The sequence below is a fragment of the Chitinophaga terrae (ex Kim and Jung 2007) genome, from assembly GCF_900107795.1.
In the GTDB taxonomy this organism is placed as follows: domain Bacteria; phylum Bacteroidota; class Bacteroidia; order Chitinophagales; family Chitinophagaceae; genus Chitinophaga; species Chitinophaga terrae.
Genome location: NZ_FNRL01000052.1, coordinates 1 through 12,639 on the forward strand (window position 1 = coordinate 1; position 12,639 = coordinate 12,639).

Annotated in this window: 13 protein-coding genes and 1 pseudogene; 2 read left to right on the plus strand and 12 right to left on the minus strand. The window is 39.8% G+C overall.

The features are described from left to right. A pseudogene (locus tag BLV62_RS27585) lies at positions 1-225 on the plus strand (integrase core domain-containing protein); the annotation flags it as partial. 291 nt (positions 226-516) lie between these two features. Beyond that, a complete protein-coding gene (locus BLV62_RS27590; protein ID WP_089766266.1) occupies positions 517-741 on the plus strand; it encodes a hypothetical protein in 225 nt (74 codons plus the stop codon). Between the two features lie 27 nt (positions 742-768). Here BLV62_RS27590 and BLV62_RS27595 read toward each other — a convergent pair whose 3' ends face one another. From BLV62_RS27595 to BLV62_RS27650, 12 genes are all read right to left on the minus strand, one after another. Next, positions 769-2,931 carry a GAP1-N1 domain-containing protein gene (locus tag BLV62_RS27595; RefSeq protein ID WP_089766267.1) on the minus strand — a complete coding sequence of 721 codons (2,163 nt, stop codon included), beginning with the start codon at positions 2,929-2,931 and terminating at the stop codon, positions 769-771. Continuing rightward, positions 2,928-3,986 (minus strand): TRAFAC clade GTPase domain-containing protein, encoded by a 1,059-nt coding sequence (locus tag BLV62_RS27600; RefSeq protein WP_089766269.1) that lies wholly within the window; start codon positions 3,984-3,986, stop codon positions 2,928-2,930. Before BLV62_RS27600 ends, BLV62_RS27595 begins: the two co-directional genes overlap by 4 nt. Then, positions 3,976-5,043, minus strand: coding sequence for a TRAFAC clade GTPase domain-containing protein (locus BLV62_RS27605; RefSeq protein ID WP_089766271.1), 1,068 nt, complete (start codon positions 5,041-5,043; stop codon positions 3,976-3,978). The genes BLV62_RS27600 and BLV62_RS27605 overlap by 11 nt, the downstream gene beginning before the upstream one ends. Then, a complete protein-coding gene (locus tag BLV62_RS27610; protein WP_089766272.1) occupies positions 5,036-6,073 on the minus strand; it encodes a GTPase-associated system all-helical protein GASH in 1,038 nt (345 codons plus the stop codon). Before BLV62_RS27610 ends, BLV62_RS27605 begins: the two co-directional genes overlap by 8 nt. 4 nt (positions 6,074-6,077) lie before the next feature. Beyond that, positions 6,078-6,896: an SEFIR domain-containing protein gene (locus BLV62_RS27615; protein ID WP_089766273.1), complete on the minus strand. Its 819-nt coding sequence runs from the start codon at positions 6,894-6,896 to the stop codon at positions 6,078-6,080. A gap of 211 nt (positions 6,897-7,107) precedes the next feature. Further along, positions 7,108-7,791 carry a P-loop NTPase family protein gene (locus tag BLV62_RS27620; protein WP_211118006.1) on the minus strand — a complete coding sequence of 228 codons (684 nt, stop codon included), beginning with the start codon at positions 7,789-7,791 and terminating at the stop codon, positions 7,108-7,110. Then, complete coding sequence (locus tag BLV62_RS27625; protein ID WP_089766277.1) at positions 7,712-8,614, minus strand: hypothetical protein; 903 nt, start codon at positions 8,612-8,614, stop codon at positions 7,712-7,714. The genes BLV62_RS27620 and BLV62_RS27625 overlap by 80 nt, the downstream gene beginning before the upstream one ends. Next, positions 8,614-8,892: a helix-turn-helix domain-containing protein gene (locus BLV62_RS27630; protein WP_078668340.1), complete on the minus strand. Its 279-nt coding sequence runs from the start codon at positions 8,890-8,892 to the stop codon at positions 8,614-8,616. Before BLV62_RS27630 ends, BLV62_RS27625 begins: the two co-directional genes overlap by 1 nt. 159 nt (positions 8,893-9,051) lie before the next feature. Next, positions 9,052-10,311, minus strand: coding sequence for a hypothetical protein (locus BLV62_RS27635; RefSeq protein WP_089766278.1), 1,260 nt, complete (start codon positions 10,309-10,311; stop codon positions 9,052-9,054). A 219-nt stretch (positions 10,312-10,530) separates the two neighbouring features. Continuing rightward, positions 10,531-10,812, minus strand: a complete 282-nt coding sequence (locus BLV62_RS27640) for a hypothetical protein (RefSeq protein ID WP_089766280.1) — start codon at positions 10,810-10,812, stop codon at positions 10,531-10,533. Between the two features lie 64 nt (positions 10,813-10,876). Then, the gene (locus tag BLV62_RS27645) at positions 10,877-12,139 is read right to left on the minus strand and encodes a site-specific integrase (RefSeq protein ID WP_089766281.1); all 1,263 of its coding nucleotides are present in this window, start codon (positions 12,137-12,139) and stop codon (positions 10,877-10,879) included. 218 nt (positions 12,140-12,357) lie between these two features. Beyond that, positions 12,358-12,639, minus strand: a 282-nt coding sequence (locus tag BLV62_RS27650) for a transposase (protein WP_139170426.1), incomplete at its 5' end; no start/stop codon positions are given.

The window sequence follows — 12,639 nt, forward strand, 5'->3', positions numbered from 1 at the left end:
ATGGTCAACGGCATCGAATTTTTATATATCCAGCCCGGAAAGCCCACGCAGAACGGTTTCGTGGAAAGATTGAACGGTACTTACCGTGATAATGTGTTGGACTGCTACCTGTTTGACACATTGGACGAAGTGAGGGAAGTTACCTGGCAATGGATGGATGATTATAACAATCACAGGCCACATGACAGTCTTGGAAATATGCCACCAACAGAATATGCTGCTCTATCCAATTTTGAAAGCGATAAACAGGCGTGTTAGGGTATTTAGGTTTAGGTTAATTTGAAGAGAATTTTGTAAAATTACACAGTCTTAATTTCGGGAAGCCGACACCTGAAAATATCAGACTTACACATTTTAAATACTTTTAAAGATGCTGCAAAAAATACAGCATTAATTTTATCTGTCTTAGACCAGAATGAAATAAAACTGAGACAACAGTTTCAGGAAAGAATAAAAGAATCCTTTGCGAAGGTTCAGGCTTTAAAAATTTCAGTAAGCCCGTCCCTACTTGAAAGGATGCAAATTGATGGTGGCGGCGTAGAATTTGTTAAAAGAATCTTGCATGATGAAATGGCCTCTGGAGATATGAAGTCCGGGTTTAAAAAACTTGAAGAGCATATCCCACACAAGGTCGAACTGTCTTTAGAATATCTGGTTATTCAGCCACAATTCATTTCATTATTTACTTCCGAAGAAGTCGAATTTTGTAAAAAGCTAATGGCTAAATATAACCTTAGCTAATGTTCGTCTTATAACAAAAAGAAGAGATTATCTATTACCTTTCTTACTAAACATAGGTTCAATTCTCTTTATTAATTGATACTGAAATTCATCAGGCACAATTTTGCCGCTTCTAATGTCAACATAGAGCTGGTATAGGAACTTCCTTCCTTTCTTATATGAAAGTATATAGTTTACAGCTCGCGAGAATGCCTGGTTATTGTGAAGCGAATCAAGAAACACCTGCCCACCCCAACGATTTTTTATTATTCTATTAGACAATGTTCTCACTAATTGCTCGCAAAAATCCCAAGATTCAACTTGAAATATTTTTTTTGGAGGAGAGCCTCCTAAAAAATCGATAAACTGCATGATTAATGGTTTAATCTCCTCGTCTTCCTGACCAAAATCTTTCGGAATAATATTCCAAGCTGCCAATTCAATCTTCTCCTGGACCGCAAAACTGTACACGTCATGAAACACCCCAACCACTAGCCCACTAGAATCAGGTAGCTTACTATCCAAACCTAGCGACAACAGTGCTGAAGCAACATAAGAGAGCTTAACCGCATAATTATCTACCTTGAGTTGATTGTAGCCATCAAGAAGATCAACAGTGGACAATCCAGCATTCCCCCACCTATTGAAGTGAACATAGATAAAAAGTATAGCATATACCTTTGAAGATATATCTCCTCTTTGATTACAAATCCAACTTAAGAATAATTCATCTTCTTCCGTTGCAATAAACTTCGACCAACTACTAATCAAAAACTGCTTATTATCTCTCCTGTTCAACCAATGCAGCGATATAGTAACAACATCTTTTCCTTTATTTCTATAGAGAAAAAAAATGATATCGCTTTCAGCGTTAAGCATAGCATGGGCCACTTGAGTCATCGAAATAGAGACAGGATTATCTCTTAAATACAAATTCAACAACTTTTGTTGATGATTAATATCTCCCTTCCAAATTCTAGGCTCTGTGAAAAAAAGAGGGATACGAGACAAAATTATTTCCGAATAGCCAAAATCCCCAGATAACCAAAACAAAACTTCCTCCCAATTGGCTTTAATATAATCGATTGGCACAACAGGTAAAATATCGCCAGATCCATTAAGCCATAAGTTAATTATTTCTGAGCTTCCTAACTCTTGTTTTTCCATCAACTTTAACAATCGAGCATCCAAATTCAGCTCTGCTACAGGAAGAGGTGAAATATCAGCCCTGAGAAGTATAAACTGTAAAATTTCTTTTTCAGTAAATCTTGAAAGTAATAAAGAGTTTTCTCCGAACAATTTTACTTTTAATGATTTTGCATCTTTTGAATTGGGATATAAACTAGCAACCAAATCAAATAATCCTGCAACCGTACAGCTATTTGATGACAGCTTAAAGAATATTTTCAATAGAGGAATTAGAGAACTTCTAAAACCCGGTGTATCGGCTCCCAAAACCCATAAATAACCGCGTATAATGTTAACTGGAATATTATTATAGTCTCTCCAATTAAATCGACCCAGTACCTCAGTGGTAAGAATACCCGTCTTCGTCTCTCTTTTTACCGCGTCTGCCCTTTTTATGGGGACTATCTGTAAGTCAAACTCTTTTGTATTTATTAGTTTCGAAGATAAAGCGCCACTACAGAATGTAAAATTCCTCCTCAATCGTGGCCATTGATCACTCCATAACCGATAAATTACATTTTCAAACTGTTGACTATTTATAGCAGGGCAAATAACTGACGATCTAGGGTACTCATACAGACAGGTTTGAAACTGCTCTAAAATAGAAATATCAACCAGTCCATTATCTTCGTTTTCATTATCTAACTGTGATATTTCAACCTCAAAAGATTTTTTATATTGGCTAAAGTCAATACCATCAGGACGTTTAAAAAAAGAGTCAAGACACTGAAGACTGGCGAACTTGCCAATATCTGGCATTTTAATCAACAGAGAGTGTGTCCAAACACATCCTGGCCTTTTCATCTCGTTCGCATACCATGTTTTTGCAAAGGAATAATATTTTCTATTGCTCAGCGGATAGCCTGTAACATAACTTTCAAAGCCTTTCTCTATATTCGATCCTGATAAATCTGATTGAATGAGCATAAGCTGTCTTTCTTCAATCATTAATTCGATTGAAGAAGCCAGCAATTGATGTCCATTTAAATAACCATGTATGGTTTGTTCAATAATAATTTTCATCTTAAGACCCACATTATGGGCATCGTAATATTATGACTTCTGTCATGATTTTTTTGAATAATAATCCTATCTTGTGGCAAGGTACCGAATTTCCTTCTCACCTCATTTTCATCATCATAGTCAACTCCTTGAGCACTGACACCAAAAAAATCAACTGTAAACTTTCCTGAATTACACTTAATAAATTGATATAGCAGTGGCATATTAATATTTAGCCAATCTTCCGGTGACAAATCTACAACTGGGCTTATGAGTTGGTCCCAAGCAGACACCATAACGGCAACTTTTACAGGAATTACCTTAGGATGATGAAAAGCAATAAATTGCAGTTCTTCTATTATTTTCACCTGATTACAAGTCAGCTCTGGATTATAAGGAGTAAATGCCGCGACTCCATTAATATCATCTATCAATTCAGTATCTACACTTCCTTTCTCGGCTTTACTTTTAGATGCATTACCACCAAAACTCTCAGCTCCCAAGACATCCACTTTATCAACGACTTCAACAACCAGACTATTTCCATTAGTTGAGGCCTGCTCTGTTTCATTAGTCCGAGCAGCTCCATCATCTTCAAATGAAGAATCACTTTCTGAATGCACCAGGTTTTCGTCCATTTCTCTTGTTATCTCCAGCGCATCAAGAATCAATGCAGGTTTATTATTGGGGGTAAGAGGGCTGACAAACAACAAAACACCTGTAGTTCTCGCAATTGTTTCGTCGTACGATTTACTCCACTTTCTAATATCAAAATGCTCTTGAAATGTCTCACCTGCGATATCTGGAATATTCAGATCAATTTCTGAGCCATCACCAACCACCTTTAGATTCATCCGAATATCCTTATGGGATTCAGTTTTAAGATTTCTTTGAATTCTATTACATGTCAACCATTGTCTAGTAATCTCATTTAAATATTTAGAATCTCCATCCACCAGTGAGTGCAGCGTCAATTCTTTTTCAGGAATATCCTCAGTTAAATAAGCCCATAAAGCTGCTATAAATGTTGTCTTTCCTGTACCAGCCAATCCCATCACTAAAATATTATTCTCCATTCAATCTAGGTTTTGTGGTAAATCTATTAAAAGAACGATTACTGGTTTTTATCCGTATCCTTTCGTATTTAGGAGCCGCTAATAAATTATCTTGCATCCAGTCCTTAACTAAATCATAGACTCCTTCTCCCATTTTTATTCCTAATTTATTAGGAATAGGTCTGGCAGCTATACAAGAGAAAGAAAGTTTTCCTACTTTATCTTTAAATGCTTTCTCAAGCATATCGAACAATTTCTTAGCGTGAACATCTATATCGTTAAGTTTGTCCGCCTTTGAAATTACTATTTTCAGGTCTGTTGTGGGAACAAAAACTTTGCAATCAATGGCTCTTTTAATAAATAATTTCACATCATAATGCACTATCAGGCTTTGTCTAACATCTCCAAGTAGCTCCCCATCAACAATATAAACTACACGATGCGCATATTTTATTCGTTCCAACTCAGACATCGTTGCGTTTGTATTCATACTATCTCTTATCTTTTCTCCATTAATATCGGAAAGCAAGAGATTTGTGGCAGGGTGATTTTCACTTCCTTTTAACTTTAATGAGAGATGCAAAAATTCAAATTGCCTCGTAAATGTACGTTCTGTATCGGGATCTAAACTTCCTGAAATTTCATGAGACAAATGAGAACGTCTTTCTGCACCAACCAAGGTATGTGATCCCGCAAAAAGGATATCGTTAAATGGCCCCTGTTGAAGAAGATCATATATTGTAACTATCAACGTGGTCTTTCCGCATTCTGGCCCTCCTAATATATATATGCTTTTGCAGGCAGTGCCTCCAGTGAATGAAGTTAGATTTTCAATAGTAAATGGTTCCCCAGAATATAGCGACATTGAATCATCGTGCTTATTCGGAGCTACTTCATCTTTAGTCTCTTCCTCGTCTTCCTGGTCTTCCTCGTCCTCTTGAATTTCAAATTTTGCTTCCCCAGAAGGTAATCGAAAGTAAAAATGTGGGCAATCATCCAACTTAATAGCTTCCATACAAACTCCATCTACAGAGACATTGCATTCCTTCTGCTTACAAGCTTTTAATGATTCACTCATTTGGTAACCAATTTACTTTTAATAAACACTCATGATAAAGCTGGTCACTTATTTGGTACAGACTATACTTTTGTTCTGATGGCACCCCATATTTTTCAGAAATTAAATTGGCAGGATCTTTTCCATTCGCATTTAGGCCATCATAAATGATAGATAATGTTGGAAGAATAATAGCATATTCTTCCTTGTAATACTTTAGGATTACATCTTTTAACAATGCTGGTATTGAAGTTAAAACTTCAGAAAAAGTAACTTCTTTTAGACTATCAGTACTTAGATTTATAGCTTTGGTTAAAATATCACGTGACGAAGGAAATCCATACTCATATTGGGTCAGGGAAGCGAGTTCGATTGCTCCTAAAAGAGCCACGCTTACTGGCCCTGCCTCTTTGAAATGCTGGCCATTGGTTTTCAAATGCTCTCCAAACAACCACCATAAAACATTTGACTCTTCACTTAAAGCATTTTGCCTATCTGAAAGTTCATTAACCCTCTGGAATAACGGCAATATCGCCGCCCAAGTAATTGCCTCCTCAGATTTTTCATCGAATTCGTCTAAAGACATTTTTTCAATTGGTTTTTCTATTAACTTTCTACCCAATGGAATTGAATTGTCAAGATACTTCTCTGCGTAGTTCGATAATACTATTTCATTTACATCAAGCCTCTCTTTATGCAAAAATCTGGATGTTAGGATACTATATGCAACAAAATCACCAACATAGCTTTCTTCAGCTTCTAGCAACATACAAATTGCAACTTTTGCTAGGATCTTGAGGTGATTCAAATTATTAATTAGAGGAAATGTTTCATCCTTTTCTTTAAAAAAAGTTGCAAACCATTCTGTGTCTTCATTAGCTGGGTTTTCTAAGAGAATAATTTGTATAATACTAAACCACTCTTCAATTTCGTTACACATAATTATTTTATCAAGGGCCGCCATTCTATTCGTTTTGGTTGCAGAGTTAACATTCGGATCTGCTGCCCTATACCAGTCGACAAAAAAGTCTTTTGCAGTATATTTGCTCATTGAATTATGCTTTAAAGGGATTATTATTATTCCCAAATGAATTCATCTTGTTTACATTATCCCACAATTCCGCCAGAAGAGATTTCTCCCTTGCGCGTCTAAAAACCTCTTGAGTTAGTTCTTTGGACGACAAGGTAATAAAGCGATCTTCAAAAATCTCTAGCTGCTTGGCAATCATTAATTTCTGGGACTCACTTAACCGAAGAAAAGCACGTACTAATATTTCAATCTTTGACATGTTAGCTGGTTCTTCATGAACGGTAGAGATAATTTCTTTAGCTATTTCCCGTCCCACCTCTTCAATTTCTGCGGATGTGACAATACAGTTATGATCATTGGGTTCAGGGGAGTCAGTAACAGTAGAATCGTCTAGCAAAATACACTCCAGTATTTTATCTTGATTGCTCGGAAATTTAAATCCATTATTAAATGCCAACAACATCTTTGGAATATGATTGTGATGTCCTGTATCTGGGATAATTGGCACAAATTTGTTATTTACCATATTAGCGCTATAGAGATCCTGGGTTATGATAGCACCTTCAAATGTCACCCCAGCGCCTTTTCCCGGTTCTTCTTTTTTCCGAAATCGCTTTAAATACAATGGTGTGCAAAGAAGTAAAACAATATCTGACTCTTCAATCATATCCTCCATCCAAACCGGCCATCCTTGTTTTGGAGCTTTTTTCTCGTGATCAAAATCACAAACAACTTTAACCACCCCTTTCCCTTCAACCCGCAACCATTCTACGAATTCTCGTACCTCGTTTCTGTAAGCATCATTTTCATGCGCATAACTAATAAAAACCTGTTTCAGATTCATTTCTTCATAACTATTTTATGGAATAAATAAAGTATTCCCAATTGTTTCAATTTAATAGGGAATTGGGGCATATTGATTATTTTAATATAGGTTTTTTTTATTTAAATAATATTTTGATTTATCATTATGAAAATACTTTTTCCCATTCATTACAGTTTTAATAGTACCGAATTTACATTAAATTTAATATACCTTATCATTAATACCCAATCTAAGCTCTTTTATCTCTAGCGGCAGGATCAAAGGCTATCAAATTAAACATCGCTCGCATCCTGCTTCTTAGTCTATTCCCATAGATTTCCTCCATCTCCTGGCTATTAAGGTTTGTGGTAACGTGGGTGAGCATCTTATTGGAGATAAACAGATCATACCGTGAAAGCAGTATCTCCCCCATCACATTACAGTTATTCCCCCAATAGTTCACCGTCTGTTCCACGCCCAGGTCATCAAAGCAATGTACCCGTGGTACATTGGTATACGGAAAAAACGCATTGGTACTATACCGGCTGATAACATCGTACCCGATTTTGCTAAATTCAAAGCTGATCTGCCGACAGGAGACCATATGTGGCCGGTACGACTCAGGCGCCAGGGCTCTCATAAGCGTCATAAGGGAGGTTTTGCCGCATCCGATCTTACCGGTAAGGAGTATCCCTTTATGCAGGTCCATTCCCTCCGCAGCGGCTATTGCTTCGTCCTGTAGGAAGTAAGCCAGTAGTTTAACCACCACCGGCCGGTCCACATCATCGAGCCAGAACCGGGGACCGTAGATATTCTTTCCATGTTCCTCTAGCTGCTGGAATAGCTGATAGTAATCATAGGGGCTCTGAATAGCTTTTGTTTTCATTGGTGTGGAGCCTTCCTGCCCCGGTTGATGGTCGGGTATGTTTGTCATGATGGTCGAGTTTGGGTGGGTGAATGTTGAGTATCCATTTGTGGGCGGCGGCCTGCCAGTCGGTGATCAGCGTTTTACCGCCTTGCCGCCAGCCGTTGGCCTGGTAGTAGTGGAAGAATTTGCCAGCTTCCACTTCCGGGTACTTTTCGGCGGCAAAGAACTCCTGCACCTGTGACTGTGTAGGAAGAATCCGCGCGGCGCCGGGTGCATCTTTTTCCGCGCCGGGTGCATCCGGATCGTCCGGGAGGTTTTCAGTTTCATTTTTATTTTTTTTTGTTGGGGGCGGAAGCCTGTTTTCTCCCCCACGTTTATTATTGTTTATATGTTTATTAAAGTGGCCCACTTTTGGGCCTGTATGTGGCCCAGTTTTAGGCCACGTGTCAGGCCCATTATTGGGCCTCATGTGTGGCCCAGTTTTGCGCAGGTCATGTGGCTCACTTTTGGGCCACGTGGCACCGGTCTTTTCATCCTGGAACAGAAACAGCTGTTCGGGGTGCTGGTCGGCAATAAAATCGGCTAATGGGATGATGGAAACGTAGCTGGTGGCGTAGGCTTGCCGCGCCTGTACGTAGATGATGTAGTGACAATGGTCCAGATGCTTTAAGCAACGTACATAGGTACTCCGGGAGCCAATGCAGGAAAGGCTCATGACTTCTTCGCGCAGGATGGGAAAAGGATTCTGGAAACGATGATAGTTCCAGACCTGAAACAACGCCAGGTAAAGGCTTACATGATTGGCCTGCAAGCGGGTTTCCTTCCGCACCTGTGCGAAGAAAGCATTTAAGTGTCTGATGTAGTTGGTATGAGCTGCTGGTGCCGGCATCAGGAACGCTTAACAGGTTTCTTGGTGCCTTCCATCAGTTTCAGGATGTCGTCGTACTCGTAGAAGATTAAGCCGCCGATTTTGGTAAAGGAGAGCGTACCATTGATACGCATGTTTTGGAGAGTGCCGGGGGAGATTCCCAACAGGTCGCGGACTTCGTAGGATTTAAGCCATTTCCGGGGCTGGATGGCGGGAGCGTTTACAAGTTCCCGCAGTTCCCGGAACAGTTCTGTTTTGAAGATCGCCAGATCTTCACGGGTGAGGATTTCTGCTGCCATAAGGTTTGGGTTTGTTTGTTATGGCAGCAAAAGAATAGCTAATAGGGACGCGAGAATAGTTACAGGGGTTTTACACCCCCCTGTAACTTATTGATTACTAAAGGAAAGATTTTAGTATAATTATTTTAATAATATTTGAATCAGCGTGTAATGGTGGAATCAGAATTGTTGCAGGAAGCAGTCTACCATTAGGTAAAAGGCTACGTTTAGCCCTTTATGGGACCGGTTGACTAACTGCATCAGGATCTCGCGGACGGATCGGGAAACAGCCGCATTATCGTTATAGAAACTATTTCGTAGGCTGTTGGGGGAAATACTATCCTGCTTTACAGAGGTGAAGAAGTAAGAGAAGAAGTCGAGGACTTCCGCCCTGTTTTTATTTACATAAATACCGTTATCCAACAGTAGTTTAAGAATATGGCCAATTTGCGGAACTGAAAAAATAGTTTGAACCTTAAAATCTTTCCAGCGGCTTAGTTCGTCCGGCAGGTGGGCGCCGCCTGATGTTGCGCTGATTTCTTTGTAGTAAACTATTTCATCCGCCAGCCATGATTGCATTTTGTTTTGAAGTGCTGGACGCATGGAGTTGAACACATACGCGGGTTTCAGGGTGGCTTGGCTGGTTTTCTTCTGGAGGTACATCAGCTGTTCCAGTTTCTCCCGGATGGTGGGATAGTCTTTGAGTTGCGCCGTTATCATGCTTACCCAGTATTCAAAGTAGTGAATGTTGTTGAAGTTGATAAACAATAACAGTTCGTGCAGCTTTTCGGGAAAATCTGCCTTGTCGCCGCTGGCGTCCAGCAATTGGAATAATCGTTTATTCATCTCCGTTAAATAGTGTAACTGCTGGTAACTGATCGGGGATGCGATATGGTTATTCTTTGTGAGTTCCAGAAATGGCATGAATACCACATGCTGTAACTGTTCATCAACACCGGAGGAAATAAAACCGTCTTTCAGTATCGCCACGTCTTTCTGAAACTTCGCCTGGGCTGTCAATAGGTAAGACGGCGGTACTTTACAGTCAATGTCCAGGTACTTCCCGAATTTCCGTTCGAGATATGCCAGCAGTTCGGCAAGGTTGAGATAGATGATTTTGTACAGATCTGTCCAGGTCTTTTTAGCTGTAGAAATGGAGGTATCCAGTAGGCTTTCATCCGGCAGGTTGGCTGCAACCAGCTCCATCAAAATAACCAGGTGCTGCTGGCAATGCTGAATAAACCACCCTACCTGCTTCTTTTTACGCAGATCGTAGAGATACCTTCCGGTACGTTCGAGAATGTTGTTTTTTTCGTTAACAATGTCGTCAACGGCTTGTGTGAAAAATTGTTCGTCAGGGTGTTTGCGTTTGTGCGATGCTTGTTGGAGGTCAACGTGAATAAATTTTTCAAAAAAGGATAATGGGTAATACTGTTGCATATTGGTGGTTTTAAAATGTGCGCAGTATGGTTTTGGTTGTGTAATGGTCTTTCATAAATCACATGATCGGGGCCGGGGTTGTGATACGCTCAGTATCAACAGGGGTTGCAATAAAATATATCGGGTGAAAAGAAGATGTTAACAAATTGTTAATCAGACACTTATCAAAGCTGGCGTGCTTTTCAACCCACCAGCCTTGATAAGTTAAATCTATCTGCCTTAAAAACTAATCCAGTGGCAGGAAATTGGTTCTTTATCCAGTTCTTCAATTATCTCTTTGATTATTTCTTTTCTTATACTGATGATCTTTTCCTTTTCTGCATTGCTTAACAAAGAATTTCTTCTTCGATAGCCGGCAAAGCCCGGGGAACGCATTTTTCTATAGTATGTGGCCTCGCTCCAGTTACATTCTTTACAAACCTGTATCCTAAACTTTTGCAGAAAGCTGCCCAGCTCTGTATGAATGCAAAACAAGATATTTTGTTGTATTTCGGTTTCCATAACAAACAATAATGTAGGGTTAACAAATATTAATCAGTAAATCATCAGGGGTGATGTCAGGAAATTAAGCCACGGCCACACTCAGCATAGAATCAGGCAGTGAAAGGTTAAATCTGTTCTTTAACGCTTTCATGTCATCACTTACCTTACTGGCTACAATCTTCGCATATATCTGAGTGGTGCGTATGGATTTATGCCCTAACATGGCGCTCACGGTTTCCAGTGGTACACCGTTGGCCAGTGTTACCGTGGTGGCAAAGGTATGCCGCGCAGTATGGGTGGTAAGATTCTTTTCTATGCCGCAGAGGTCCGCAATTTCTTTGAGGTATCCGTTAAAACGCTGATTGCTTTTGATGGGTAACAGTACATTGTTAGCAACACAATGCGGATGTTCGCGGTACTTCCGCAGGATCTCTTTCGCTAACGGTAACAAAGGAACGTTTTCACGGCACCAGGTCTTTTCCCTATTTTTCACAATCCAATCTTCGCCATCGAAGTATTTAGTGATACTGTCAGGTGTCAGCAACTGCGCATCTTTATAAGCGTAGCCGGTGAGCGTCATAAACACATAAGCGTCTTTGGCTTCCTGCAGGCGGGGAATGGAAAATTCTTTGTGATAAAGTGTGCTGAGTTCTGCCACGGTGAGTATATCCCGTTCCGGGTTGATATAGGAACATACATAATCCTGCAAGGGGTTACACTGCAACCATTTCCGCTGGACCGCCAGTTTTAACAGCTGCTTGGTGTTCTTCAGGTATTTCATAGCAGTGTTATCCTGGATACCTTCTGTAAGGGTGAGATAATCGAAGAAATCTTCTGCGAAGGAAAACTCAATTCTTTCGAGGGGAATATCTTTCATTTTCAGGACGCCAGCAAGAAAGGCTGTGATCTTATCCTTTGTGGTGAGCCACTTTTTGTAGGTGCTGTTTTCCCGCTTCCCTTTGTCCACCTTTTCTTTGAACTTCCCGTTGTGAAAATCTACAACCTCCAACAGTGTCCGTTTTTCCTGATGAACACCCAGATAGGCGTTTTTAATCATGGTAGGGGTAACGGCTGATCCCTGCTTCTTCAACAGGTTGTAGTGCCGGAGCAACTCACCTCTGACGTGTTGCAGCTGGTTGTTTATCTCAATGGCCTCCGCTGACTTTCCCATAAAGATGCCGGCTTCTTTGTTGAATTTCGTGGGATCAACTTTGTAGCCCAGTGAAAAACCATCCCGGGGAAAACCCGTAACAGTAATACGGACGCAGATAGTAGCCTTTCCGTTGGAATTATTGTTATCGTACCGGAGATGAAAGAGGATTGATAAATCTTGACTTACTTTCATAGTCAAATAAGTTTTAGGTTACCGATTTTTGGTTTTGTTTGGTTTGTTTTGTTTCGGTTTGCAAGTCCTAAAACCCTTTACTGATAAGCATCTACCAGAAAAAAGGATACACTAAACTTAGATTTTTTTTGTGTATCCTTTTTTGTATCCTTTCAGATTCGTTTGATATGGTTTACCTTTCTAGGATCAAGTTGAATAATTGGGGGATTAGGTAAAAATTAAGCATATAGTTTGGTTAACCTGTAGAGAAAAAATTCAACGTCCCGTACTCCTCTGAGTGCATTTCTGAAGGACTTTATCTTGGCATTGAAAGATTCAGCAGCGGCGTTAGTTGCCCGGTTATTGAAGAAGTTGAGAATACCTAGATAATGAGTTCTCATAGTCCTGGCAACAGTTTTAAAAGATAATATTCCTGCTTCTTCTACGTCGTTATACCATAGGGCTAATTTTTTGAATGCATCCTCTTTACATTTACAATTTCTGTAAATTTCACCCAGTCG

What these genes read in the sequence shown, in the direction of transcription:
- BLV62_RS27590 (WP_089766266.1), top strand. Translation starts at nt 517, where the DNA reads ATGCAAATTGATGGTGGCGGCGTAGAATTTGTTAAAAGAATCTTGCAT.
- BLV62_RS27595 (WP_089766267.1), bottom strand. Translation starts at nt 2,931, where the DNA reads ATGAAAATTATTATTGAACAAACCATACATGGTTATTTAAATGGACAT.
- BLV62_RS27600 (WP_089766269.1), bottom strand. Translation starts at nt 3,986, where the DNA reads ATGGAGAATAATATTTTAGTGATGGGATTGGCTGGTACAGGAAAGACA.
- BLV62_RS27605 (WP_089766271.1), bottom strand. Translation starts at nt 5,043, where the DNA reads ATGAGTGAATCATTAAAAGCTTGTAAGCAGAAGGAATGCAATGTCTCT.
- BLV62_RS27610 (WP_089766272.1), bottom strand. Translation starts at nt 6,073, where the DNA reads ATGAGCAAATATACTGCAAAAGACTTTTTTGTCGACTGGTATAGGGCA.
- BLV62_RS27615 (WP_089766273.1), bottom strand. Translation starts at nt 6,896, where the DNA reads ATGAATCTGAAACAGGTTTTTATTAGTTATGCGCATGAAAATGATGCT.
- BLV62_RS27620 (WP_211118006.1), bottom strand. Translation starts at nt 7,791, where the DNA reads ATGACAAACATACCCGACCATCAACCGGGGCAGGAAGGCTCCACACCA.
- BLV62_RS27625 (WP_089766277.1), bottom strand. Translation starts at nt 8,614, where the DNA reads ATGCCGGCACCAGCAGCTCATACCAACTACATCAGACACTTAAATGCT.
- BLV62_RS27630 (WP_078668340.1), bottom strand. Translation starts at nt 8,892, where the DNA reads ATGGCAGCAGAAATCCTCACCCGTGAAGATCTGGCGATCTTCAAAACA.
- BLV62_RS27635 (WP_089766278.1), bottom strand. Translation starts at nt 10,311, where the DNA reads ATGCAACAGTATTACCCATTATCCTTTTTTGAAAAATTTATTCACGTT.
- BLV62_RS27640 (WP_089766280.1), bottom strand. Translation starts at nt 10,812, where the DNA reads ATGGAAACCGAAATACAACAAAATATCTTGTTTTGCATTCATACAGAG.
- BLV62_RS27645 (WP_089766281.1), bottom strand. Translation starts at nt 12,139, where the DNA reads ATGAAAGTAAGTCAAGATTTATCAATCCTCTTTCATCTCCGGTACGAT.